Genomic DNA, 22,666 nt, shown 5'->3' on the forward strand with positions numbered 1-22,666 from the left:
CGATCACGCTCCGGGCAAGCTCGCGTGCACCGCGAGCGTGGCGTCCACGGCGCGCGCGGCCTCCGCGCCCTTGCCCACGAAGTGTCGTTCGAAGTAGGCGGTGTGCTCGTCGTGCTCGTGGAAGTGGTGCGGGGTGAGCACCACGGAGAACACGGGGACGTCGGTGTCGAGCTGCACCCGCATCAGCCCGTCGATGACCGCGGACGCGACGAACTCGTGGCGGTAGATACCGCCGTCCACGACGAGGCCGGCGGCGACCACTGCCGCGTAGCGCCCGGTGTTGGCGAGCCGCTTCGCGGTGAGCGGGATCTCGTACGCCCCGGGCACCTCGAAGACGTCGACGTCGGCACCGTCGTGCCCGAGCCGTGCCCATTCCTCGACGAACCCGTCACGGGCCCGGTCGACGATGTTCCGGTGCCACGTGGCCTGGACGAGCGCGATGCGGCTCATCGTGTCGACCGCAGCCTGCGCAGTGTGAGCGCGGTGTCGAGCGCGGCCGACGCGGCCTGCTCGCCCTTGTCCTCGGCCGAGCCGGGCAGGCCCGCGCGGTCGAGGGCCTCGGCCTCGGTGTTGGTGGTGAGGACGCCGTTGCCGACGGGGACGCCCGCGTCGAGGGAGACCCGCAGCAGCCCGGCGGTGAGGGCGTCGCAGACGTACTCGAAATGCGGTGTGCCGCCGCGGATCACCACGCCGAGCGCCACGACGGCGTCGTGCGTCTTCGTCAGCTCCTGCGCCACGACGGGCAGCTCCACGGCGCCCGCGACGCGCTCCACCGTCACGTCCGTCACGCCCGCGGCCGCCGCGGTCCGCAGCGCGCCGGCGAGCAGGGCCTCGCAGACGGTGTCGTGCCATCGCGAGGCGACGATCGCCAGCTTCAGGTCGGCCGCGCCGTCGAGGGCGATGTCGGGGATTCCAGCGCCGCTCACGCGGTACCTCCTGGTCGAAGTGGTCGAGGTCGCGCAGGTCGTGCCCCATGCGGTCGCGCTTGGTGCGCAGGTAGTGGATGTTCTCGGCGTTGGCGCGCAACGGCATCGCCACCCGCTCAGTGATCTGCAGGCCGTAACCGTCGAGGCCGACGCGCTTGGCCGGGTTGTTGGTGAGCAGGCGCATCGACGTGATGCCGAGGTCGACGAGGATCTGCGCACCGAGGCCGTAGTCGCGGGCGTCCGCGGGCAGACCGAGCTGCAGGTTCGCATCGACGGTGTCCGCTCCCCGTCCTGCAGCTGGTAGGCCTGCAGCTTGTGCATCAGGCCGATGCCGCGGCCCTCGTGCCCGCGCATGTAGAGCACCACACCACGGCCCTCCTGCGCCACCATCTCCATGGCGGCGTCCAGCTGGGGGCCGCAATCGCAGCGCAGCGAGCCGAAGACGTCGCCGGTGAGGCACTCGCTGTGCACGCGCACCAGCACGTCGGCCCCGTCGTCGGCGGTGATGTCGCCCTTGACCAGCGCGACGTGCTCGACGTCGTCGTGGATCGACGTGTAGCCCACGGCCTGGAAGTCGCCGTAGCGGGTGGGGATGCGGGCGGAGGCCACCTGCACCACGTGCTTCTCGTGCTTGCGGCGCCAGGCGATCATGTCGGCGATGGAGATCATCGCGAGGCCGTGATCGTCGGCGAACACGCGCAGCTCGTCGGACTTCGCCATGCCGCCCGGGTCCTTCTCGGAGACGATCTCGCAGATCACACCGGCGGGGGCGAGCCCGGCCAGGGTGGCCAGGTCGACGGCGGCCTCGGTATGGCCGGGGCGGCGCAGCACGCCGCCGTCCTTGGCGCGCAGCGGCACGACGTGCCCGGGCCGGGTGAAGTCGTCCACCGTCGAGGTCGGGTCCGCCAGCCTCAGCATCGTGGTGGCGCGGTCCGCGGCGGAGATGCCGGTGCCCACGCCCTCCTTGGCGTCGACGGTGACGGTGTACGCGGTGCCGTGCTTGTCCTGGTTGGTGGCGTACATCGGCGGCAGGCCCAGCCTGTCGCAGGTGGCGCCGTCGAGCGGCACGCACAGGTAGCCGGAGGTGTAGCGCACCATGAACGCGACCAGCTCGGGCGTCGCCTTCTCGGCGGCGAAGATGAGATCGCCCTCGTTCTCCCGGTCCTCGTCATCGACCACGACGACGGCCTTGCCGGCGGCGATGTCCTCGATGGCGCGCTCGATCGAATCGAACCTGGTCATGGCTACTTCTCCTCCTCGCGCCCGGCGAATCCGGTCAGGCGCTCGACGTACTTCGCGACGATGTCCACTTCGAGGTTGACGACGGTGCCGGGCTCGGCCCCGCCGAGGTTGGTGAGCTCGAGGGTGGTGGGGATCAGCGAGACCTCGAACCAGTGCTGCGCGTCGTCGCCGGTCACCCCCTGGCCGAGCGCCGAAACAGTCAGGGAGACACCGTCGATGGTGATGGAGCCCTTCTCGACGACATAGCGGGCCAGCTGCTCCGAGAGGGCGAGCCGCACAACGGTCCAATGCTCGGACGGGCTCAGGCTCAGGACGTGACCGGTGCCGTCGACGTGGCCTGGACGATGTGGCCGCCGAGGCGGGAGTTCACGGCGGCGGCGCGCTCGAGGTTGACGCGGTCGCCCGGGCCGAGCTTGCTGAGCGAGCTGCGGCGGAGCGATTCCTCCATGACGTCGGCGGTGAAGGCGCCGTCCTCGACGGTGACGACGGTGAGGCAGACGCCGTTGACCGCGATCGAATCGCCGTGTTTCGCATCGGAGGTGACGAGATCGCCCCGGACCGTGAAACGGGCCGCATCCGGGAGGTCCTCGCGGGCGGTGATCACGCCCAGCTCTTCGACGATGCCGGTGAACATCCGCCGCTCCTGCCACTTCGGCCTCAGGGCGGCACGACGACGCGGGGTACGCCCGCGTAGTTCTCTTTCATCCGGACTATGACCGTCGGCTCCGGGATCGCACCGGAATCTGCTGACCCCCGCCTCGCGGTGGGGCGCTCGCGGGCTCGAACGCCGGGATCGCCCGGAGTCCATCACCGCCGGTGGGGAATCGCACCCCGCCCTGAGAACTTCCGCTTCCGAAGGTAGCACTCACCGGCCGCTACCCCAAGTGTTGGGCTCACGGCGAACCGATCCCTACCGCACCATCGTGAGCAGCACGTCGTCGCCCAGCCGCTCGACCGACTCCAGACGCAGGCGCAGCGCGTCCGCAAGAGTGCCGACGCCGGGCACCGTCAGCGCCGACAGGCCGGCGCCCAGCAGCACCGGCGCGATGTACGCCTGCACCCGGTCCACCAGCCCGGTATCCAGAAACGCGCCGATCACCGTCGAACCGCCCTCGACCTGGACGTTCACCGCGTCCCCCGCGGCGGCGAGCGCGGCTCGGGGGTCGTGGCCGCGCACCAGCCGCGCCTCGCCCGGCCCGGTGAGCACCCGCGCGTCGGGCGGCAGTTCCCGCTCGCCGAGCACGATCCGCACCGGCTGGTGGGGGTACGGCGCACCGTCGGGACGCCGGGCCGTGAGGGCCGGATCGTCGGCGGCGACGGTGCCGGTCCCCACCACGATCGCGTCCAATTGGGCGCGCTCGGCGTGGGCGCGCTCGCGCGCGAGCTCCCCGGTGATCCAGCGGCTCGTGCCGTCAGGGGCCGCGATGCGGCCGTCGACGGTGGCCGCGAGCTTGACGGTGACCATCGGCCGGCCGTGCCGCTGCCGGAACAGCCACTCGGTGAGCGGCCACGGTTCGACAGCGAGGTGCTCGACCTCGACGCCGGCCGCGCGCAGGGTGTGCGCTCCCCGGCGGCGAGCGGGTTGGGGTCGGCGGCGGCGTAGGCGACGCGCGCCACCCCGGCGGCGATGAGGGCCTGCGTGCAGGGCCCGGTGCGGCCCGTGTGGTCGCACGGCTCGAGCGTCACGACGGCGGTGCCGCCGCGCGCGGCCTCCCCGGCCTGTGCGAGGGCCACGACCTCGGCGTGGGGCCCGCCCGCGGGGGCGGTGCGGCCCCGTCCGGCGACGGTGCCGTCGGCCGCGAGGATCACGGCGCCGACCGGCGGATTGGGCGTGCTGATCCCCGCGCTCCGACCGACTCCTCGACGGCGAGCGCGAGCGCTGCCTGCAGGTCCACGAGTCAGGGTCGCGCGACGGCGGCGGCCTGCGCGCGCAGCTTGCGCACCGCCTCGGCCGGATCGGCGGCGTTGTAGACGGCGGAGCCGGCGACGAAGCAGTCGACGCCCGCGGCGGCGGCCTGCTCGATCGTGTCGGCGTTGATGCCGCCGTCGATCTCGACGAGCAGGCGCAGCTCACCGGAGTCGACGAGGCGGCGGGCGGCCCGGGCCTTGTCGAGGACCTCGGCGATGAAGGACTGGCCGCCGAAGCCGGGCTCGACGCTCATCACCAGCAGCGTGTCGAACTCCTTGAGGATCTCGACGTAGGGCTCGAAGGCGGTCCCCGGCTTGATCGCGAGGCCGGCCTTGCCCCCGGCGGCGCGGATGTCCTTGGCGACGGCGACCGGGTCGTCGGTGGCCTCGGCGTGGAAGGTCACGTTGTGGGCGCCCGCCTCGGCGTACGGCGGCGCCCAGCGGCCCGGGTCTTCGATCATCAGGTGGCAGTCCAGCGGGATCGTCGTGGCCCCGAGCAGGCTCTGCACCACCGGGAGTCCCAGCGTGAGATTCGGGACGAAGTGATTGTCCATGACGTCCACGTGCACCCAGTCGGCGCCCTCGGTGCCGCCGACGGCGTCGATCTCGGCCCCGAGCCGGGCGAAATCGGCGGACAGGATGGACGGCGCGATCATCGGCGAACTCATGCGTCGGATTCTACGGGTGCGAATCCGCGGTTCAGCGCGCACAGGAGGCCGATTCCGGCTTCGCCAGCGCCCACGGCCACAGACTCACAACGTGGGACCGTGTCGATCGTTGAACTTCATTGATCACTTTAGTAACATCAGCATCATTAGTCACACGGGTAACATCCGTGCCGTCGATGAGTTGAGAGGTCGCCATGCGGATCGCGCGCACCACCCTGACCACGTTCGTGGCCGTCGCCGCGGCCACCTGTCTCGCCGCGGGCCCGGCGCTCGCCGACCCGGCGAGCCCCGCCGTCCCCGCGGTTCCGGTAGCACCGGCCGCCCCCGCCGCGCCGGCGGCGGCTCCGCTGCCGCGGCTCCCGCTGCGGCAACCCCCGCTGCCGCGGCCCCGGCCGCCGCAGCCCCGGCCGCGGCGAACACCCCGCTCGTGTCCACCGCCAACGCTGTGCCGGCGAGCTCGCAGCCCGCCCTGGCCGAGCTGGCGAAGATCCCGGGCGTCCAGCAGATCCTCGCCACCGGACAGCTCCCCACCACCGATGTCGCGACCCTGGTCAAGATGTTCGGCAGCGACCCGAACGCGCAGAAGCTGCTCGGCCAGCTGCTCGCGGGCCAGGCGAGCACCGCCACCACGCCTGCGGCCACTACCCCGGACGAACCGCTCAAGTTCGCCGTCACCGGCGCCATCAAGGACGCCTTCGACAAGGACGGCGGCCAGAAGAAGTACGGCCAGCCGCTCGCCGTCGAGAAGGACATCGCCGGCGGGGCGAAGGCGCAGGAGTTCACGAACGGAACCATCTATTGGAGCCCGAAGGTCAACGGCGGCAAGGCCGCCGGCGTGACGGGCGCGATCCGCGACCTGTACCTCAAGGAGGGCGGCCCCACCGGCAAGCTCGGCTTCCCGCTCATGAGCGAGCTCTCCATCGGCGGCGCCACCCCGGTTCCGTGGCCGGTGCCTACAACGATTTCCAGCACGGCTCGATCGTGTGGTCGCCCGAACACGGCGCGCACGTGGTCGCCGGCAAGATCAAGGACCAGTGGGTGAAGGGCGGCGGCGCCTTCGGCATGGGCTACCCCAAGGCCGACGCCAAGAACGGCTCCCAGGAGTTCACCAAGGGCGGCGTCCTCAAGGGCTGACGCTCCTGATCCCGATTGAACGACGTTCTGGAGAGTAAAAACCGCAGGTCGAACTCTCCAGAACGTCGTTCAATCGTCGGGTGGGGATCCGATCGCAGGGCTCGTGCGTCCAATTGATGTGATGGGACGAAGACGGGAACTCCTCGGCGGACGGACCGAGCATGCGCTCCGGCAGGAATCGACCCCCGTGATCCACGGCATCCGCCACGACGGCGCTGCAACGCCGTCGGACGACGACATTCTCGTTGCACTCGAGACCGCCTACCCCGATCTCGTGTTCGTCGGCTGGAGCGCTGCGGCTCTGCACGGTGTCGAGTACGCCGCCGGCCACACACCGGAGATCTGGCTTCCCGCACAGGGGAAGCGACACGGCGTGGTGATGCGCTGCGGTCACCTTCCGGCCGAGGACGTCGTCACCGTGGCCGGACGCGTCGCCACATCGATCGTTCGCACCGCCGTCGACGTCGCCCGATTCGCCGAGGGCGATGAGAAGATCGTGGGATTCGATCAGTTCATCCGCGTCGATCGGCTCGGCAGATCCTGACCACGAAGGCCGCCGTACTCGACTACCTCGACACCCATCCCGGTCTGTACGGAGCGAATCGGGTGCGCGACGTCATCGCCGAGGCGAGCACTGGGGCGCACTCTCCGTGGGAGACGTACTCACGGCTCGTCGTGCACCGCTCCGGGCTCGACTTCTTCCGGCCCCAACAACCGGTTCCCGGTACGCCCTTCCACGTCGACCTCGGTTCCAGGAAGTACCGAATCGCCATCGAGTACGACGGCGACTATCACCGCTCGACGGAGCAGCAGCGCATCGACATCGCCCGCTGGAACGCCATCACCGACCGGAAGTGGATCATCATCCGCGTCACCTCACCGATGCTCCTCGGCGGCCGTGCAGTGTTCCTCGACCGCGTCGCTCGTGAGCTGCGGACGCGAGGCTGGAGCGGACCGTCGCCCACGACCCCGCCGCTGAAGCTCCCGAAGATCCACCGATTGAACGACGTTCCGGAGGGCGAAACCGCAGGCGAATCCAAGGGGCTAGCGCAACACGGCTCTACGCTGCTTGTTCGGATAGTAGTCGGTCGAGTGCTTCGGCTGGTGTGTGCCAGTCGAGGCGCTTGCGGGGCCGGCGGTTGAGTTGGGCGGCGACGAGGTCGAGGTAGCCCGGGCCCCACTGTGACAGGTCGGTGCCTTTGGGGAAGTACTGACGGAGAAGCCCGTTGGTGTTCTCGTTGCTGCCGCGTTGCCACGGTGAGCGTGGATCGCAGAAGTAGATATCGATCCCGGTCGCGGCGGTGACCAGTTCGTGCTTGGTCATCTCGATGCCTTGATCCCAGGTCAGGGAACGTTGAAGCTGTTCGGGTAGTTCTCCGATCTTGTCGATCAGCGCCGCAGCGACCGATTCGGCGGTGTGGTCGCCGGGCAGGTGCAGCAGCATGACGAACCCGGTCGCTCGTTCGACGAGGGTGCCGATCGCGGACCCGGAGGCGGTCGATCCGAGGATCAGATCGCCTTCCCAGTCGCCGGGGATCGCCCGGTCCTCCACGTCTTTCGGGCGTTCGCTGATGTTGACCATGTTCGGTATCCGATTCCGGACGGTGTTGCTGCGCTGCGGCTTACGAAGCTTCCTCCCGGTGCGCAGATGCGTGGTCAGCTCGCGGCGCAGCTCGCCGCGCCCCTGAACGTAGAGGGCCTTGTAGATCGTCTCGTCGGACACACGCATCTCCGGGTCGTCGGGGAACTCCACCCGCAGCCGGTTCGAGATCTGCTCCGGGCTGAAGTCGTCTTTGAGCCACTGTTGCACCACCTGCTGCAGCCGAGGGTTCGAGGCCAACTTCCCCGGTGCCGTCCTGCAGGCTGCGGCATCGGCCGCGGCCTGCGCTGTGCTCGCCCGATACCGCCGCTCCCGCTCATACTCATACCGCCGACCGTTGACCGTCCGACCGTGGATGAACGTTCCCGCACGGCGCAGCTCCCGGCTGATCGTGCTCGGCGAGCGTCCCAACCGGTCAGCGATCGCACGCACCGTCAGCCGATCGGCCCTGAGCAGGGCAATCTCCTCCCGCTCGGCAAAATCAAGCCTTCGGTACGACGGCTCACAGGTTCTGATCGCGGGCTTCATTCCTCCACGATCGTTGAACCACCGGCTTGCCAGCCTCTCCGACACGGCCGCAGCAGCGGCCGCGCCCGCGACAGTCTTACCGCTGCGGATCTGATCCCAGAACGGACGCTCCCGCTCCGCCGGACTCTTCGGCCTTCCCACCAGACAACACCCCATCTACCTCAGGTGTTGCGCTGGCCCCTTGGACCCGAGGCAGGTCAGAATCTCCAGAACGTCGTTCAATCGGACTAGGGGTGGTGCTTGCGGAGGGCTTGGAAGAACATGCCGTCGGTGCCGTGCAGGTGGGGCCAGAGTTGCACGTGCGGGCCGTCGCCCAGGGGCAGGTCGGTCTCGGGGACCAGGGGGCGGGTGTCGATCCGCTCCAGCCCGGCCGCCGCGAGCAGCTCGTCGTCCCCGACGATGCCGACCGTCTCGGCCACGTGCGGCGAACAGGTCGCGTAGAGCACCACGCCACCCGGGCGGGTGAGTTCCGCGGCGGCGGTGAGCAGTTCGCGCTGCAGCACCGTCAGGTCCGCGACGTCGGAAGGCTGCTTGCGCCACCGGGCCTCGGGCCGGCGCCGCAGCGCGCCGATCCCCGAGCACGGCGCGTCGACCAGAACGCGGTCGTAACCGGGTTCGAGCCCGGAGGACCGCCCGTCGGCCAGGTGCACCTCCACCGGCAGTCCGCGAACGGCCTTGCGGACCAGCTCCGCGCGGTGCTCGGCCGGCTCCACGGCGTCGACCCGCGCACCGTCGATCGCGGCGAGCGAGCCGAGCAGCGCGGCCTTGCCGCCCGGCCCGGCGCAGAGGTCGAGCCAGCGGCCACCGTCGGGCCCCTCGAGCGGCGCGACCGCCGCCGCCCGGGCCACCAGTTGCGAACCCTCGTCCTGCACGCCGGCGAGACCGTCGCGGACGGGCTCCAGCGCGCCGGGGTCACCGCCCGGGAGGTACACGGCGTAGGGCGACAGTCTCCCCGTCTCGCCCTCGACGATGAGCGCCAGCTCCTCAGCGGAGATCTCCCCGGTCGCGCGACGAGGTGCACGGGCGGCCGGGAGTCGTCGGAGGCGAGCAGCGCCTGCAGCTGCCCCATCGAACGGATCCCGTTCGCGCGCAGCGAGTCCCAGAACGACTCGGCGATCCACCGCGGGTGCGCGTACTGGACCGCCAGGTGGCCCAGCAGATCATCGGCGGCGCTGGGCGCGACCCGCGCGACCCAGGTGTCCTCGTCGTCGCGGGACACCTTGCGCAGCACCGCGTTCGCGAAGCCGGCGGCGCCCTTGCCGGAGCTCTCCTTCACCGCGTCGACCGTCTCGGACACGGCCGCGTGCGCACCCACGCGGGTGCGCAGCAGCTGGTAGACGCCGAGCCGCAGCGCGTCGAGCACGGGCCCGTCGATCGCGGCGACGGAGCGGCCGGACGCGTCCTCGATCACCGCGTCCAGCAAACCCTGCGCGCGGCACGTGCCGTAGGTGAGCTCGGTGGCGAACGCCGCGTCACGCCCTTGATCCGCTTCTCGCGCAACAGGCCCGGCAGCACGAGGTTCGCGTACGCGCCCCGTTCCCGCACCGCCGCAAGGGTCTGCAGCGCGGCGCTCCGGCGGGGTCGGTCCCCGCTGGGCTCGGGCGAGAAGTCACTGGTCCACTCCGATGATCGTGCCGGTCTCGATCCGCGCACCGCGCGCCCAGTCGGCGGCGGGCATGGGCTTCTTGCCGGGTGGCTGCACGGTGCCCAGCCGCACCGGCGCGGTCGCGGTGCCGGCGAACACGTCGCGCTTGGTGACCCGGAGCTCGCCAGGCGCCGGCGCTCGGCCGCGGCCTCGGCGTCGGGTTCGACGGTGACCGGCCCGAGCTTGAGCCGCGCCTCGCCGAAGGACACCCACGCGCCGGGCGCGTCGGTCATGGCACGGATGTGCCGGTCCACGGCGCCCGCGGGCCGGTCGAATCGCACCCGCGCGGCGTCGACGGTGACCTTCGGCGCGTGCGAGACACCGTCGGGCGACTGCGGCTGCGCCTGCAGCGCCCCGGCGGCCACGCCGTCGACGGTCCGCGTGAGCAGCTCCGCGCCGTGTTCGGCGAGGCGCGCGAGCAACGCCGTCGCCGTGTCGTCGGGGCGGATCCGCTCGGTGAGCACGCCGAAGACCGGCCCGGTGTCGAGGCCCGCCTCGATGCGGAACGTGGAGGCGCCGGTGACCTCGTCGCCGGCCTCGAGCGCGGCCTGGACCGGCGCCGCGCCGCGCCAGGCCGGCAGCAGCGAGAAGTGCAGGTTGATCCAGCCGTGCACGGGCACGTCCAGCAGGTCGGGCGGGATCATCCCGCCGTACGCGACCACCGGGGCGCAATCCGGCGCCAGGTCCACGATCGCCGCCCGCGCCTGCGGGTCGCGCAGCGTGGCCGGAGTCAGAACCGGGATGCCGGCCTCGTCGGCCACCTGCCCGACGGGCGAGCGCCGCACGCCGCGGCCGCGACCCGAACGGGCGTCGGGCCGGGTCAGCACCCCGACGACCTCGTGCTCGGACTCCAACAGAGCGCGCAGCGCGGGCACGGCCGGCTCCGGGGTGCCGGCGAACAGCAGCCGCATCAGGCGCGCCCGCCCGCCGCGCCGGCACCGAGCGTCGCGGCCGGATCGGTGAACCACGGCGAGCTGCGGATCACCCGCATCGCGGCCTTGCGCTCGTCCGGATCGAGGCGGCTGAGGAACAGGACGCCGTCGAGGTGGTCCGTCTCGTGCTGGATACAGCGCGCAAGGATCTCGGTGCCGCGCACCGTGATCGGTGCGCCCGTCACGTCCACGCCGTCGGCCACCACCTCGAGGTATCGCGTGCACTGCCCCCGCACCTCGGGATCGACAAGCACCCCTCGGGGCCGGCCTGCAGTTCCTCGCCGACCGCGCGCCACACGGGGTTGACGATGTGTCCCTCCTGCCCACCGCAGCCGTAGACGAACACCCGCCTGCTCACCCCCACCTGCGGCGCCGCGAGGCCGGCCCCGTTGTGGTGGTGCATCGTGTCGATCATGTCGTCGACCAGGCGGGCGAGGTCGGCGTCGAACACCGTCACCTCGTCGGCGGGGGTGCGGAGGACGGGATCCGGGTAGATGCGGATGGGAAGAACGCTCATTCCCCCATTATCCAGGCCCGATCCGCCCGCCGAGCGAGGACTCCGGTCACAGCGGCGCGCCCGCGCTAGGAGTTACAGACAGGGTTGCCTTAGAATTCCGGCGATACGCCACAGACCGCCCCGCCGGGCGAGAGAGGGTCGACGTGCTGCTTGCGCGCGCCCGGCGGCCGCTCGTCGGCGCCGCCGTTTGCCTGTCCGTGCTCTTCGGCACGGCCTGCACCGCCACCACCCACGGTGGAACCGGTGCTCCGTCGTCGTCGGCACCCGCATCCCCGGCACCGTCGTACCCCCGGTCAACGCCGCGTCGATCGTCGGGAAGTTCCCGGTGACCCAACCGCAGCGGATCGTCTACACGGTGCCCGGGGGCGTCGCGGACCCGGAGCAGAACTACGGCGACCTGTACCGGCCGGTGAACCCCGCCATCGAGCAGAACCCGTCCGGCGGGCCGCTCGGCGCACACCCCTCGATCCCGACGCTCCCCGCGCAGATCCCCGTGGTGGTGCTGCTGCACGGCGGCGGGTGGCGCACGCCCGCGTCGGCCGGATCGATGGCCGAGATGGCGCGCTCACTGGTCTCGCACGGCGTCGCGGTGTGGAACGTCGAGTACCGCCGGATCGGTGCCGGCGGCGGCTACCCGACGACGCTCACCGACGCCGCAGCGGCCATCGACTTCCTGCAGACCGTGAAGGCGCTGCACGCACCGAATCTGGACCTGGACGACGTGGTCGTCGCCGGACACTCAGCGGGCGGCCAGCTCGCCGTGGGCGTCGGCGCGGTCGATGCTGACGCCCGGCGCCATGGGCAGCGTGCCAGCGGTGACCCCCGCGGCCGTGGTCTCCATGGGCGGCGTCCTGGACATGCGCCGCGCCGTCGCGGACGGCAACGTCAACACCCGCCTGTTCCTGGGCCTGCCCGAGGAGTTCCCGCAGCAGTTCGCGGTGGCGGACCCGATCCAGAACATCAACCCGAAGGTCCCCGTGACGTGCTTCAACGGCACTGCGGACCGCATCGTCCGGCCGACCGGATGTGAGGGTTTCATCGCCGCCCTGTCCTCCAAGGGCGGTCGTGGCCAGGCCGTGCTCCTGCCCGGTGCCGGCCACAACGTGTACCTCCTCGCAGTCCCAGAACCGCTACTGGCCCGTGGTCCAGAAGGCGATCCTGGGCTACACCGACGAGTTCCGGTCGCGCGGGGGAACTGATTCCGCCGTGAGGCGGAGTGAACGACCGGACAGAAGGGAACGTGTGATGGCGCACGCAGAAGCCACCTTGGACACGCTGTACAGCGAAGTGCTGCGGAGGAATCCAGGTGAGACCGAGTTCCACCAGGCCGCGAAAGAGGTTCTCGAGAGCCTCGCCCCGGTGGTCACCAAGCACCCCGAGTACGTCGACGCTGCCGTCATCCGCCGCCTGTGCGAGCCGGAGCGCCAGATCATCTTCCGCGTCCCGTGGCAGGACGACAACGGCAACGTACAGCTCAACCGTGGTTTCCGCGTCGAGTTCAACTCCGCGCTCGGCCCGTACAAGGGCGGCCTGCGGTTCCACCCTTCGGTGTACCTGGGCATCGTCAAGTTCCTCGGCTTCGAGCAGATCTTCAAGAACTCCCTGACCGGCCTGCCGATCGGCGGCGGCAAGGGCGGCTCGGACTTCGATCCCAAGGGTCGCAGCGACGGCGAGATCATGCGCTTCTGCCAGTCGTTCATGACGGAGCTGTACCGGCACATCGGTGAGTACACCGACGTCCCCGCGGGCGACATCGGCGTGGGCGGCCGCGAGATCGGCTACCTGTTCGGTCAGTACAAGCGGATCACCAACCGCTACGAGTCGGGTGTGCTCACCGGTAAGGGCCTCACGTGGGGCGGCTCGCAGGTGCGCACCGAGGCCACCGGCTACGGCGCCGTGTTCTTCCTCGACGAGATGCTCAAGACCCGCGGTCAGTCGTTCGACGGCAAGCGCGTCGTCGTGTCCGGCTCGGGCAACGTCGCCGTGTACGCGACGGAGAAGGTCGAGCAGCTCGGCGGCACCGTCATCGCATGCTCCGACTCGTCGGGCTACGTCGTCGACGAGAAGGGCATCGACCTCGCCCTGCTCAAGGACGTCAAGGAGACCCGCCGCGCCCGCATCGACGTCTACGCCGAGGAGCGGGGCGCGATCTTCGTGCCCGGCGGCTCCGTCTGGGACGTGCCGTGCGACATCGCGCTCCCCTGCGCCACTCAGAACGAGCTCGACGCCGACTCCGCGGACCGCCTCATCAAGAACGGAACCAGCTACGTGGCCGAGGGCGCGAACATGCCGTGCACCCCGGACGCCGTGCGGCTGTTCTCGGACGCGGGCGTGGCTTTCGCGCCGGGCAAGGCCGCCAACGCGGGCGGCGTCGCGACCAGCGCCCTCGAGATGCAACAGAACGCCTCGCGCGACTCCTGGTCGTTCGACTACACGCAGGACCGCCTGTCGGACATCATGCGCGGCATCCACGACCGCTGCCTGGAGACGGCCGACGAGTACGGCAGCCCCGGCGACTACGTGACCGGCGCCAACATCGCGGGCTTCATCCGGGTGGCGAACGCGATGCTCGCCCTGGGCGTCGTGTAACGCATCACCGCACGTCGAGCGGCCCGGTCCACGCGTAGTGGCCGGGCCGTTCACGTGCGTAGCCGACGCGGTACCGGCCGGGCGGCAGGCCGCGCACCACGACGGTGGCGCGGAAACCCTCCGCGGCGGACCCAGGTGAGCTCGGTCCACGGGGAGTCGTCGTCGGCGACGAGGTCACCGTCGGGCCCCTCCGCCCGGACGTAGCTGCCGGGGATGGCCCGGTTGGGGTGCGGGCACGCGAACTCGACGGTGAGCGGCCCGCTCGCGTCCGGCGTCCGCACGGCCGTGACGCGCACGTCACGGGGTCGGCTCAGCACCGTCGAGCCCGACGGTGAGCCGAACCGCCCGGCCCGGCGCCGCGGCGGCGGCGTACCGGGCGCGCTCGGGCGCCCGGCGGCCAGGTCGGCGGCCAGCGCCTGCGCCGCCTCGGTGAACGCGGCCAGCTGGTTGCGGCCGAAGATCGTGCTCCCGGCCTCGTAGCGCTGCGCGTCGTACTCCTCCGGCGTGGTCAGGTAGTGCGCGTAGCCGTTGGCGTAGCCCTGGATCAGGACGTCGGCAGCGGCGATCCCGGCGGCCTCGGCGACGGCCTCCCGCAGGCGCGCGCCCGCGGTCACGGTGACCTCCACCGGCAGGCACACCAGGTGCAGCCGGCCCAGCCGGATCACCTGCACCGGGAGTCGCTCCTGGACCCAGCCGAGTGCGCCGACCGGGAGCAGCATCTCCTTGGGGGCCTGCCGGGCCGCCAGCGCGGCGACCGCCGGTAGAGCAGGCGGGAGAGCGCCCCGATGCGGTTGCCGAGGCCCTGCGCGAACAACGGGGACCCCAGGCCGTCGCTGGTACCGGCGGCGAAGGCGGCCCCGAGAACAGCCCGGCCCGTGGGTCCGGCGGCGGTCGCGGCGGTGCCGAAGTCGACGCGCGTGAGGCGGTGGCCGATCACCGCCTCGAGCGGGTCGCCCGGTCCCGTCGCCAGCCGCTGCGCCGCAACGAGCTGCCGCCTACCGATCTCCACGGTGTTCTCGCGCTCGTCGTCCGTCGGCCCGTGACCGGCGCTTCCGCCCAGGTTGGGCGACATGTCGCCGGAGTTGCTCTGCGCGAAGGCCGCCACGAACCCCGGGTCGGCGGGGCGCCGCTCGCGCTCCCACGCAGCGGCCGCCCAGCCCTTGTTGTCCGAGCTGATCAGCCGGTTGGCGTTGGTCATGGAGGTGCAGTGGACCGCGAACCAGTCGACGGCCGCGCGGAGCCGCCCGTCCCGCTCGATCCGCAGCAGGGTGACGGCCGGGTCGATCCGTCCTGGTAGGCGTGCGGCGTCGGGGTTGCGGTCGAACGAGCTCGGGCTGCGGTTGACCGAGGCGTCGTGCAGTTCGCCGCGGGCGAGCGTCAGGTCGGCGGGCGCCGGCCGCCTCGGCCTCGAGGACCGCCCGCACCACCCCGTCCACCAGGCGGTGGAAGGTGCGGCGGTGGTGGCCCAGCGTGGTGATGTTGTAGAGGCGGTGCCGGCCGTGCCCGCCCGGCCCGCAGTGCGTGTGGGTCGCGGTGAGCACCACGTTCTCGGCCGACAGCCGTCCGGATGTCGCGGCGGCGAGGCGGTCGGTGATCTCGTCGACCGAGGCCTGGAAGAACATGCCGATGTCGGCCACCACGAACGCCACTCGCTCGCCGCCGGCCGCGAACACGAATGCCCGCGCCCACTGCCGGGTCATCAGACCCCGGCCGCGCTGGCCGGGCATCCCGTACCCCATCAGGCCGACGCCCCACGGCTCGCCCGTGATGTCCGCTTTCGCCCATCCCGCCCGGAATCCCGTCTCGCTCACGCGTCGAGACTAGTTCGCCCCCTGCGCCGCGGCGGCGACCGGCGTAGCGTGGGCGGCGCGATGAAGGAAGAGTCGCTGCCTCCGCCGCCCACCATCGAGGATCTCGATATGCGCACGATCGCAACCGTTCTCGTCGCCTTCGCCATCAGTCTCGGCGGGACCGCCGTCGCCTCCGCCGAAGACGAGGAGACCGCCGCACCCACCGCCACCATCGAATCCGGCAACGCCCCGCGCGAGGTCGGCGAGCCCACCGACTCCGGTTCCGGCCCCATCGAATCCGGCGCGGCCGCCGAATCGGGCGGCGGCCCGATCGAGGTCGCGGCCGAGCCCGAGGACGCCGACGAACCGCGCCCGGATCCCGTCGCCGAACCGCCCGAGGCCCCGGACGAAGCCGAAGCGGAGTAGTAGCGACCCGGTTCAGTCGCCGAGGTCCGGCGGCGGCGTCCGGTGCAGCCGTGGATCGGGCCCGCCTCCGGACATCCGCAGGGCCCCGATGAGCACGCGGCCGAGAGTGATCAGGCCCGACGGGGTCCGCAGGTCCAGCCCGGCGATCAGTTGCCGGAGGATCGTCAGCTGGTCGAAGTAGATCCGCTCCGCCACAAGGTTCTCCGCCTCGTCGAAGACGAAGTACGCGGTCATCCGCGTACGGTGGCGCGAGCCCGTGGGCGGGATGGGCCCGAGCGGGCCGCGATGCGTCCCGCGAAGCCAGAACTCGACGATCACGGCGTCCGCGGAGTGCCGCAGGGCGATCAGCTCGTGATCCTGGTCCGGGAACGCGACCCGGGTGTCGACGTAGTAGCCGCGCACCTCCGCGCCACCGTCGTGCACCGTCATCTGCGCGATCAGCTCGTACCGCGGGTGCGGGAAGGTCGCGAGCGTCGCGTCCCAGTCCTGCCGGACCTCGTCCGCGAAGTGGTCGAGCACGAGCGTCTCGCGCGCCCGCAGGACGGACTCGGAGGGCATCGCGAAACGGGCGGGAAGGCTGTTCATGGACGCCATTTTACCCACGATGTGGATATTTCGGGGTGTCGAAAATAGGGGACAATGGGGTTCATGAGCTCCCCGGCGCGCCGGCGCGGGCGTCCCGCTCTGGGCGCGCCGCGGCTGACGCGCGCCGCGATCGTGACTGCGGCCCTCGCGCAGATCGACGAGCACGGGATCTCGGACGTGAGCATGCGGTCCGTCGCCAAGCATCTCGGCGTGGACCCGAAGAGCCTGTACAACCACGTGCGCGACAAGGAGGACCTGCTCGACGCAATCGCTGAGGCGATCCTGTCGTCGATCGTCGTCCACGTGCCCACCGGCGATCTGCCCGGCGATCTCACGGCGATCGCGCACGCGTTCCGTGACGCGGCGCTCGCGCATCCGCGCGCCGCCGAGCTCGTCCTCACCCGCCAGGTGCAGTCCCTCGCGGCGCTGCGGCCGACGCAGTCGATCCTCGACGTGCTGTTGGGGGCGGGTTTCGCCCCGGTCGAGGCGGTCCACCTGCTCCGGTCCCTCCTGTCCACCCTCGTCGGCACCCTGCTGCGCGAGGTGGACGCGGCGCCCACGTTCGGCGTCACGGACGCCGCGGCGATCGAGCGCCGGCGCACGGTTCTCGCGGGGTGCGGCCTCCCCGCGGTCGAGGCGGTCGCCGGCGATCTCGCCCGGTTCGACGCCGACGCCGAGTTCGAGTACATGATCCGGCTGTCGATCGACGCCGTGTCGGCGCGGCTGCCCCGCGGCTAGCCGATCCGCAGCGGGTCGATCTGGATCCGCACGGGATCGCCCTCGCGGCGCAGGCTGCGCCCCACCTGCGCCACGAACAGCGCGCGGGCGAGCGACCGGCCCTCCCTCCGCGCGACGCGCACCAGCAGCCGCTGCGGCGGCGGACCGTCGTCGGGCGCGCCCGGCACCCGGACGCCGGGCGGCAGGTCGACGGGGCCGAGCACCTCCGCCCCGGCGGGCAGCTCCGCGGCCTCCGCGACCGCGACGATGTCCCGCTCGGCACCGTCGAGCGCCGCGAGGTGGGTCGCGGGCGGGAAGCCGACCTCGGCCCGTTCGGCGAGCTCGGAGGCCGCGAATCCGGCCGCGTCCCAGCGGATCAGCGCCTGCACCGCGGGGATGCCCGCGTCGGCGCCGCACACCACTGTGCCGTCCGGCGCGACGAGCGCCGTCGCGTTCATCCAGCGGCGCAGGGTCTCCTCCCCCGCCCGCAGGTCGGCGCGGCCGAGCAGCAGCCAGCCGTCGAGCAGCAGCGCGGCGCCGTAGCCGCCGGGCACCACCGGCTCCGCACCGGGCGTGGCCACCACCAGCCGCTTGCCGGCCGGCGCCTCCGCGAGCACCGACTCGCCCCCCGACATCGTGACGGCCGCCCCCGGGAACGCCCGCCCCAGCTCCTCCGCGGTGCGGCTCGCCCCGACGATCACGGCGCGCATCGCGGTCCCGCCGCACGCGGGACAGCGGTACCCCCGTCGGCGTGATCGCACCACCGGCAGCGCAGGACCCCGCCGGCGGCCTGCTCGAGCGGCCCGTGGCACCGCCGGCAACGCGCGGGGTGCGGCACCGCTCGCACGACAGCGCCGGGGCGTACCCCCGGCGCGGCACCTGAACCAGCACCGGCCGGTCGGCGTCGAGCGCGGCGCGGGCGGCCGCGAACGCGGCGGCCGGCAACCGCGCCGATCGGGCCAGCGGGTCCCGGGCGAGGGCGATGTCGGAGTCCGCCACCCCGGCGATGTGCGGCGAACGCTGCCGCACGAGCGCACGGGGCGCCACGATCTCCGCGACCCAACCCGCGTCCACGAGCGCCTGCGCCTCGGGCGTCCGCGCGAAACCGCCGATGACGAGCGCCGCGGACTCCTGGTACGCCCGCAGCGCCAGCACCTCGCGCGTGTGCGGATACGGCGCGCGCGGCTCGACCAGCGACTCGTCGCCGTCGTCCCACAGCGCGACGAGTCCCAGGTCCGGCAAGGGCGCGAACGCGGCGCTGCGCGTGCCGATCACGACCCGCGCGCGGCCGAGGCGCGCGAGCAGCCACCGCCGGTACCGTGCCGAGGGCCCCAGTCCCGCGGCGAGCACCGCTGGGGCGAGGTCCGCGCAGGCCGCCGCGAGGCGGTCCAGGTCCGCCTGGTCCGGCACGATGAGCAGCACCGTGCGGCCGGCCGCGACGACGGTGGCGGCGAGCTCGGCGAGTCGGGCCGCCCAGTCCTCACCCGGCAGCGCCTGCCAGGCGGCGCGGGGCGCGCGCCCCGCGACCGCGGCCGCCGCGAACTGGGGGCCGTGCGTGTACTCACCCAGCGGGTCCGACGGTGCCTCCGGGCGCGCCGGTTCCGGCGGGTCCTGTTCGAGCACCGTCTTCTCGACCCGGGCGTGCCGGGGCGGTATCGCCAGCCGGAGCACGTCGGCGCGGGTGCCCGCATACCGTGCGGCGACCTCCGTCACGAGCGCGAGTACGGGCCCCGTCAGGACGGGTAGCGGTGAGACGACCCGATCGAGCCGCGCGAGGCGTCCCTCGTGGTCGGTCCGCGGGAGCCGTTCGAGGAGGTAGCCGTCGACGAGCCGCCCCGAGAACCGGATGCGCACCCGCACGCCGGGCTGCGCCGCCGCATCGAGGTCCGGGGGCACCAGATAGTCGAACTCCCGGTCGAGGTGGCTGACCTGGAGCAGGGGCAGCACCCGGGCGATCGGGAGTTCGACGGCGGCCTGTGCCGCCTCGGCGGGGCCGGGACCGGCCACGCCGGTGGTGACCGGTGTCAGAGGCCCGCCGCGGCGCGGAGCGCGTCCACCCGGTCGGTGTGCTCCCACGGCAGGTCGATATCGGTGCGACCGAAGTGACCGTACGCGGCGGTCGGTGCGTAGATCGGCCGCAGCAGGTCCAGGTCGTTGATGATCGCGCGCGGCCGCAGGTCGAACACCTCGGTGATCGCCTGCTGGATCTTCGCGGGGTCGATCTTCTCGGTGCCGAACGTCTCCACGAACAGGCCGACCGGTGCGGCCTTGCCGATGGCGTACGCCACCTGCACCTCGATCCGCTCGGCCAGCTCCGCGGCGACGGCGTTCTTGGCGACCCAGCGCATCGCGTAGGCGGCGGAGCGGTCCACCTTCGACGGGTCCTTGCCGGAGAAGGCGCCGCCGCCGTGGCGGGCCATGCCGCCGTAGGTGTCGACGATGATCTTGCGGCCGGTCAGCCCCGCATCACCCATCGGGCCGCCGAGCACGAACTTGCCGGTGGGGTTCACGAGCAGCCGCACCTCGGACGTGTCCAGGCTGGGCAGGTTCAGGTCGGCGATCACCGCGCCGAGCACGTGCTCGCGCAGGTCCGGGGTCAGCATGCCGTCGATGTCGATGTCCGCCGCGTGCTGGCTCGAGATGACCACCGTGTCCAGGCGGACCGGCTGCTCACCGGCGTACTCGATGGTGACCTGGGTCTTGCCGTCGGGGCGCAGGTACGGCAACGTGCCGTTCTTGCGGACCTCGGTGAGCCGACGGGAGAGCCGGTGCGCCAGCGAGATCGGCAGCGGCATGAGCTCCGGGGTGTCCGAGCAGGCGTACCCGAACATCAGGCCCTGGTCGCCCGCACCCTGGGCGTCGATCTCGTCCTCGCCGCCGTCGACTCGGTGCTCGTAGGCCCGGTCCACGCCCTGCGCGATCTCGGGGCTCTGCGCGCCGATCGCGATGTTCACGCCGCAGGAGTTTCCGTCGAAGCCCTTGGCGGAACTGTCGTAGCCGATCTCCAGCACCTTGTCGCGCACGATGTGCGGGATGTCGGCGTACGCCGAGGTGGTCACCTCGCCCGCGACGTGCACCTGGCCGGTCGTGACGAGCGTCTCGACCGCGACGCGCGAGGTCGGATCCTCCGCGAGCAGCGCGTCGAGCACCGAGTCGGAGATCGCGTCGCAGATCTTATCGGGGTGTCCCTCGGTGACCGACTCGCTGGTGAACAGGCGATGGGCGGAATTGGCGAATCCGGCAACCACGTTTCGGACGTCCTCTCGACTTCGTTTGCGATTCAATAATCTAGCGGGCCGCGCGCACCTGCGCGACAGCCGCGTCCAGTATGCGCGCGGCCATGACGGACTTCGAACCCAGTGGCAGCGCGGTCTCGTTCCCGTCCGCGCCGAGCAGCCAGCCCGAGTTCTCGTCGACCTCGAACGCACGACCGTCGCCGACCGCGTTGAGCACCAGGAGGTCGCAGCCCTTGCGCCGCAGCTTGGCCCGGCCGTAGTCGAGCACGGAACCGTCGGCGTCGCCGGTCTCGGCCGCGAACCCGACGATCACCGAGCCCTGCCGCAGCCCGCCGTCGCGGCGGGCCGCCACCAGGCCGGCGAGTACATCGGGGTTTTCGATCATCGTGATCGTCTCCAGCGCGGCACTGGTGCCGTCGGCGCCCTTCTTGAGCTTCGTCGCGGCGACCTCGGCCGGACGGTAATCGGCGACCGCCGCCGCCATGATCACGAGGTCAGCATCCGCCGCGTGCTCGGTCATCGCCGCCTGCAGGTCGAGCGCGGACGCGATGCGCACCACGTCGACCGCCGGTGGCTCGGACAACCCGACCGTGTTGCCGGCGACCAGGGTGACCCGCGCGCCCCGCTGCGCGGCGATCCGGGCCAGGGCGTAGCCCTGCTTCCCCGAGCTCCGGTTGGTGAGGTAGCGGACGGGGTCGAGCGCCTCCTTGGTGCCGCCCGCCGAGACGACGACCTTGCGGCCCTCGAGGTCGCGGTTCAGGGCGCCCGGGTGCTCCAGCAGCAGATCGGCGAGGGCGCCGATCTCATCGGGCTCCGGCAGGCGGCCCGCGCCCGTGTCCTTGCCGGTGAGGCGGCCCGACGCCGGCTCGATGACCACCGCGCCGCGTTCACGCAGCGTCGCGACGTTGGCGCGGGTGGCGGGGTGCTCCCACATCTCGGTGTGCATCGCCGGCGCGAACACCACGGGGCAGCGCGCCGTGAGCAGCGTCCCGGTCAGGAGGTCATCCGCCCGGCCCTGTGCGGCCCGGGCCATCAGGTCGGCGGTCGCCGGAGCGATCACGACGAGGTCGGCCGACTGACCGAGGCGCACGTGCGGCACCTCGGGGATCGACTCGAAGACCCCCGTCTGGACGGGGTTTCCCGACAGCGCCTCGAAGGTGGCGGCACCCACGAACTTGAGCGCCGATTCGGTGGGGATCACCCGCACCTCGTGCCCACGTTCGGTGAAGTGCCGGACCAGGGCGCACGCCTTGTAGGCGGCGATGCCGCCGCCGACACCGACGATGATCATGGGCGCGTCAGCTCACTCGCCCTCGGTGTGCTCCAGGAGATCCTCGTGGATCTCGCGCATCGCGATCGACAGCGGCTTCTCGTGCAGGCCCGGCTCGACGAGCGGGCCGACGTACTCGAGGATGCCGTCGGACAGGCTGTTGTAGTAGTCGTTGATCTGGCGGGCACGCTTGGCCGCGTAGATCACGAGCGCGTACTTCGACGAGGTGCGCTCGAGCAGTTCGTCGATCGGCGGGTTCGTGATGCCGAGCGGCTGGTCGTACACGGCCTCAGTGGTGGTGGTGCTCACGCGTCTCCTACGTCAGACGATCATCAAAAGTTCGCTAGTGCGACCCAGTCTACGCGCGTGGCGCGACGGGGCCGACCAGTAAGGATACCAACTCGGCCACGGCCCGGTCCAAGTCGTCGTTCACGACGACCGCGTCGTACGAGTCCCGGGTCGCCATTTCGGCTCGCGCGGTCTCGAGCCTGCGCTCGATCTTCTCGGCACTCTCGGTGCCACGACCACGCAGCCGGCGTTCGAGTTCCTCCCAGGTGGGCGGGCTCAGGAACACCGTCAACGCCTCCGGCAGTGCCGCCTTGACGCTGGCCGCGCCGGCGAGGTCCACCTCGACGAGCACGGGCCGCCCGGCGTCGAGCGCCTCGTACACAGGCCGCGCGGGCGTCCCCGACCGCTGTAGCCCGCCGTGGATCTCCGCCCACTCGAGCAGGTCGCCGTCGGCGATGAGGCGGTCGAAGCCCTGATCGCCGACGAAATGGTAGTCCCGGCCGTCCACCTCGCCGGGGCGCGGATCGCGCGTCGTGGCGGAGACCGAGAAGAACAGGTCGGGCACCTCGCTGCGGAGCCTGCCGACCACCGATGACTTACCAACGGCGGAGGGGCCGACCAGTACCACCAGTCGGCCCCTCCGGCCCGCGGGAACTACTCCGGAC

At 71.9% G+C, this 22,666-nt stretch carries 19 protein-coding genes, 8 pseudogenes and 1 riboswitch; of the genes and pseudogenes, 8 read left to right on the forward strand and 19 right to left on the reverse strand.

The features are described 5' to 3' along the window. Window positions 1-3 precede the first annotated feature (3 nt). From MTP03_RS13515 to rpe, 6 genes and pseudogenes are all read right to left on the reverse strand, one after another. On the reverse strand, window positions 4-450 hold the full coding sequence (locus tag MTP03_RS13515; protein WP_248492168.1) for a 6,7-dimethyl-8-ribityllumazine synthase: 447 nt from the start codon (window positions 448-450) through the stop codon (window positions 4-6). Further along, window positions 447-926, reverse strand: coding sequence for a 6,7-dimethyl-8-ribityllumazine synthase (gene ribH / locus MTP03_RS13520; protein ID WP_248492172.1), 480 nt, complete (start codon window positions 924-926; stop codon window positions 447-449). Before ribH ends, MTP03_RS13515 begins: the two co-directional genes overlap by 4 nt. A gap of 13 nt (window positions 927-939) precedes the next feature. Beyond that, window positions 940-2,168, reverse strand: a pseudogene (locus MTP03_RS13525) (bifunctional 3,4-dihydroxy-2-butanone-4-phosphate synthase/GTP cyclohydrolase II); the annotation flags it as partial. A 2-nt stretch (window positions 2,169-2,170) separates the two neighbouring features. Next, window positions 2,171-2,802 (reverse strand): annotated as a pseudogene (locus MTP03_RS13530) (riboflavin synthase). A gap of 55 nt (window positions 2,803-2,857) precedes the next feature. Beyond that, a riboswitch (FMN riboswitch) is annotated at window positions 2,858-3,016 on the reverse strand. 62 nt (window positions 3,017-3,078) lie between these two features. Next, a pseudogene (gene ribD, locus MTP03_RS13535) lies at window positions 3,079-4,063 on the reverse strand (bifunctional diaminohydroxyphosphoribosylaminopyrimidine deaminase/5-amino-6-(5-phosphoribosylamino)uracil reductase RibD). 3 nt (window positions 4,064-4,066) lie between these two features. Then, window positions 4,067-4,744 carry a ribulose-phosphate 3-epimerase gene (gene rpe / locus MTP03_RS13540; RefSeq protein ID WP_248488735.1) on the reverse strand — a complete coding sequence of 226 codons (678 nt, stop codon included), beginning with the start codon at window positions 4,742-4,744 and terminating at the stop codon, window positions 4,067-4,069. A 427-nt stretch (window positions 4,745-5,171) separates the two neighbouring features. On the opposite strand from rpe, the gene MTP03_RS13545 reads away from it, so the two are divergent. From MTP03_RS13545 to MTP03_RS13555, 4 genes are all read left to right on the forward strand, one after another. Continuing rightward, the gene (locus MTP03_RS13545) at window positions 5,172-5,786 is read left to right on the forward strand and encodes an LGFP repeat-containing protein (protein ID WP_248488736.1); all 615 of its coding nucleotides are present in this window, start codon (window positions 5,172-5,174) and stop codon (window positions 5,784-5,786) included. After that, window positions 5,726-5,878 (forward strand): hypothetical protein, encoded by a 153-nt coding sequence (locus MTP03_RS22820; protein ID WP_371820763.1) that lies wholly within the window; start codon window positions 5,726-5,728, stop codon window positions 5,876-5,878. Before MTP03_RS13545 ends, MTP03_RS22820 begins: the two co-directional genes overlap by 61 nt. Window positions 5,879-5,999: 121 nt before the next feature. Continuing rightward, window positions 6,000-6,422: a hypothetical protein gene (locus MTP03_RS13550; protein ID WP_248488737.1), complete on the forward strand. Its 423-nt coding sequence runs from the start codon at window positions 6,000-6,002 to the stop codon at window positions 6,420-6,422. Between the two features lie 62 nt (window positions 6,423-6,484). Continuing rightward, window positions 6,485-7,021, forward strand: a complete 537-nt coding sequence (locus tag MTP03_RS13555) for an endonuclease domain-containing protein (RefSeq protein WP_248488738.1) — start codon at window positions 6,485-6,487, stop codon at window positions 7,019-7,021. Here MTP03_RS13555 and MTP03_RS13560 read toward each other — a convergent pair. The 4 genes and pseudogenes from MTP03_RS13560 to def form a co-directional block, all read right to left on the reverse strand. Continuing rightward, window positions 6,939-8,162 (reverse strand): IS30 family transposase, encoded by a 1,224-nt coding sequence (locus MTP03_RS13560; protein ID WP_248488739.1) that lies wholly within the window; start codon window positions 8,160-8,162, stop codon window positions 6,939-6,941. The genes MTP03_RS13555 and MTP03_RS13560 overlap by 83 nt on opposite strands. 71 nt (window positions 8,163-8,233) lie before the next feature. Next, a pseudogene (locus MTP03_RS13565) lies at window positions 8,234-9,569 on the reverse strand (RsmB/NOP family class I SAM-dependent RNA methyltransferase). 46 nt (window positions 9,570-9,615) lie between these two features. Then, window positions 9,616-10,562, reverse strand: a pseudogene (locus tag MTP03_RS13570) (methionyl-tRNA formyltransferase). Beyond that, window positions 10,562-11,100 (reverse strand): annotated as a pseudogene (gene def, locus MTP03_RS13575) (peptide deformylase). The pseudogenes MTP03_RS13570 and def overlap by 1 nt, the downstream one beginning before the upstream one ends. On the opposite strand from def, the gene MTP03_RS23830 reads away from it, so the two are divergent. Then, window positions 11,084-12,130, forward strand: a complete 1,047-nt coding sequence (locus MTP03_RS23830) for an alpha/beta hydrolase (RefSeq protein ID WP_371820764.1) — start codon at window positions 11,084-11,086, stop codon at window positions 12,128-12,130. The pseudogene def and the gene MTP03_RS23830 sit on opposite strands and share 17 nt — an antisense overlap. 215 nt (window positions 12,131-12,345) lie before the next feature. Beyond that, window positions 12,346-13,689, forward strand: a complete 1,344-nt coding sequence (gene gdhA / locus MTP03_RS13585) for an NADP-specific glutamate dehydrogenase (protein ID WP_248488741.1) — start codon at window positions 12,346-12,348, stop codon at window positions 13,687-13,689. Window positions 13,690-13,739: 50 nt separating this feature from the next. Here gdhA and MTP03_RS22825 read toward each other — a convergent pair whose 3' ends face one another. The 3 genes and pseudogenes from MTP03_RS22825 to MTP03_RS22835 all read right to left on the reverse strand — a co-directional run. Beyond that, complete coding sequence (locus MTP03_RS22825) at window positions 13,740-14,408, reverse strand: neutral/alkaline non-lysosomal ceramidase N-terminal domain-containing protein (RefSeq protein WP_256465149.1); 669 nt, start codon at window positions 14,406-14,408, stop codon at window positions 13,740-13,742. Further along, a complete protein-coding gene (locus tag MTP03_RS22830) occupies window positions 14,351-15,070 on the reverse strand; it encodes a neutral/alkaline non-lysosomal ceramidase N-terminal domain-containing protein (protein ID WP_371820972.1) in 720 nt (239 codons plus the stop codon). Before MTP03_RS22830 ends, MTP03_RS22825 begins: the two co-directional genes overlap by 58 nt. A gap of 76 nt (window positions 15,071-15,146) precedes the next feature. Next, window positions 15,147-15,428 (reverse strand): annotated as a pseudogene (locus tag MTP03_RS22835) (neutral/alkaline non-lysosomal ceramidase N-terminal domain-containing protein); the annotation flags it as partial. Window positions 15,429-15,608: 180 nt separating this feature from the next. Between MTP03_RS22835 and MTP03_RS13595 the strand changes: the two are divergent. After that, a complete protein-coding gene (locus MTP03_RS13595; protein WP_248488742.1) occupies window positions 15,609-15,905 on the forward strand; it encodes a hypothetical protein in 297 nt (98 codons plus the stop codon). A gap of 12 nt (window positions 15,906-15,917) precedes the next feature. Here MTP03_RS13595 and MTP03_RS13600 read toward each other — a convergent pair whose 3' ends face one another. Then, on the reverse strand, window positions 15,918-16,490 hold the full coding sequence (locus tag MTP03_RS13600; RefSeq protein ID WP_248488743.1) for an ester cyclase: 573 nt from the start codon (window positions 16,488-16,490) through the stop codon (window positions 15,918-15,920). A 63-nt stretch (window positions 16,491-16,553) separates the two neighbouring features. Here MTP03_RS13600 and MTP03_RS13605 point away from each other — a divergent pair, with 63 nt between their 5' ends. Then, on the forward strand, window positions 16,554-17,228 hold the full coding sequence (locus MTP03_RS13605) for a TetR/AcrR family transcriptional regulator (RefSeq protein ID WP_248488744.1): 675 nt from the start codon (window positions 16,554-16,556) through the stop codon (window positions 17,226-17,228). On the opposite strand, the pseudogene MTP03_RS13610 reads toward MTP03_RS13605, so the two are convergent. From MTP03_RS13610 to gmk, 5 genes and pseudogenes are all read right to left on the reverse strand, one after another. Beyond that, window positions 17,225-19,214: pseudogene (locus MTP03_RS13610) on the reverse strand (primosomal protein N'). The gene MTP03_RS13605 and the pseudogene MTP03_RS13610 overlap by 4 nt on opposite strands. 17 nt (window positions 19,215-19,231) lie before the next feature. Beyond that, window positions 19,232-20,455, reverse strand: a complete 1,224-nt coding sequence (gene metK / locus MTP03_RS13615) for a methionine adenosyltransferase (RefSeq protein ID WP_248488745.1) — start codon at window positions 20,453-20,455, stop codon at window positions 19,232-19,234. A 40-nt stretch (window positions 20,456-20,495) separates the two neighbouring features. Further along, window positions 20,496-21,734 carry a bifunctional phosphopantothenoylcysteine decarboxylase/phosphopantothenate--cysteine ligase CoaBC gene (gene coaBC / locus MTP03_RS13620; protein ID WP_248488746.1) on the reverse strand — a complete coding sequence of 413 codons (1,239 nt, stop codon included), beginning with the start codon at window positions 21,732-21,734 and terminating at the stop codon, window positions 20,496-20,498. Window positions 21,735-21,746: 12 nt separating this feature from the next. Beyond that, complete coding sequence (gene rpoZ, locus MTP03_RS13625) at window positions 21,747-22,022, reverse strand: DNA-directed RNA polymerase subunit omega (protein WP_248488747.1); 276 nt, start codon at window positions 22,020-22,022, stop codon at window positions 21,747-21,749. 49 nt (window positions 22,023-22,071) lie between these two features. Beyond that, window positions 22,072-22,629: a guanylate kinase gene (gene gmk, locus MTP03_RS13630; protein WP_248488748.1), complete on the reverse strand. Its 558-nt coding sequence runs from the start codon at window positions 22,627-22,629 to the stop codon at window positions 22,072-22,074. Between the last annotated feature and the right edge of the window lie 37 nt (window positions 22,630-22,666).

It is taken from the genome of Tsukamurella sp. PLM1 (assembly GCF_023168325.1).
Classification (GTDB): Bacteria; Actinomycetota; Actinomycetes; order Mycobacteriales; family Mycobacteriaceae; genus Tsukamurella.

Excerpts from the sequence above, each read along its gene's own strand:
- MTP03_RS13605 (WP_248488744.1), top strand. The coding sequence starts at position 16,554 with ATGAGCTCCCCGGCGCGCCGGCGCGGGCGTCCCGCTCTGGGCGCGCCG.
- MTP03_RS13515 (WP_248492168.1), bottom strand. The coding sequence starts at position 450 with ATGAGCCGCATCGCGCTCGTCCAGGCCACGTGGCACCGGAACATCGTC.
- MTP03_RS23830 (WP_371820764.1), top strand. The coding sequence starts at position 11,084 with ATGGGAAGAACGCTCATTCCCCCATTATCCAGGCCCGATCCGCCCGCC.
- MTP03_RS13560 (WP_248488739.1), bottom strand. The coding sequence starts at position 8,162 with ATGGGGTGTTGTCTGGTGGGAAGGCCGAAGAGTCCGGCGGAGCGGGAG.
- gdhA (WP_248488741.1), top strand. The coding sequence starts at position 12,346 with ATGGCGCACGCAGAAGCCACCTTGGACACGCTGTACAGCGAAGTGCTG.
- coaBC (WP_248488746.1), bottom strand. The coding sequence starts at position 21,734 with ATGATCATCGTCGGTGTCGGCGGCGGCATCGCCGCCTACAAGGCGTGC.
- MTP03_RS13550 (WP_248488737.1), top strand. The coding sequence starts at position 6,000 with ATGGGACGAAGACGGGAACTCCTCGGCGGACGGACCGAGCATGCGCTC.
- MTP03_RS22825 (WP_256465149.1), bottom strand. The coding sequence starts at position 14,408 with ATGCTGCTCCCGGTCGGCGCACTCGGCTGGGTCCAGGAGCGACTCCCG.
- rpe (WP_248488735.1), bottom strand. The coding sequence starts at position 4,744 with ATGAGTTCGCCGATGATCGCGCCGTCCATCCTGTCCGCCGATTTCGCC.
- MTP03_RS13600 (WP_248488743.1), bottom strand. The coding sequence starts at position 16,490 with ATGAACAGCCTTCCCGCCCGTTTCGCGATGCCCTCCGAGTCCGTCCTG.
- MTP03_RS13595 (WP_248488742.1), top strand. The coding sequence starts at position 15,609 with ATGCGCACGATCGCAACCGTTCTCGTCGCCTTCGCCATCAGTCTCGGC.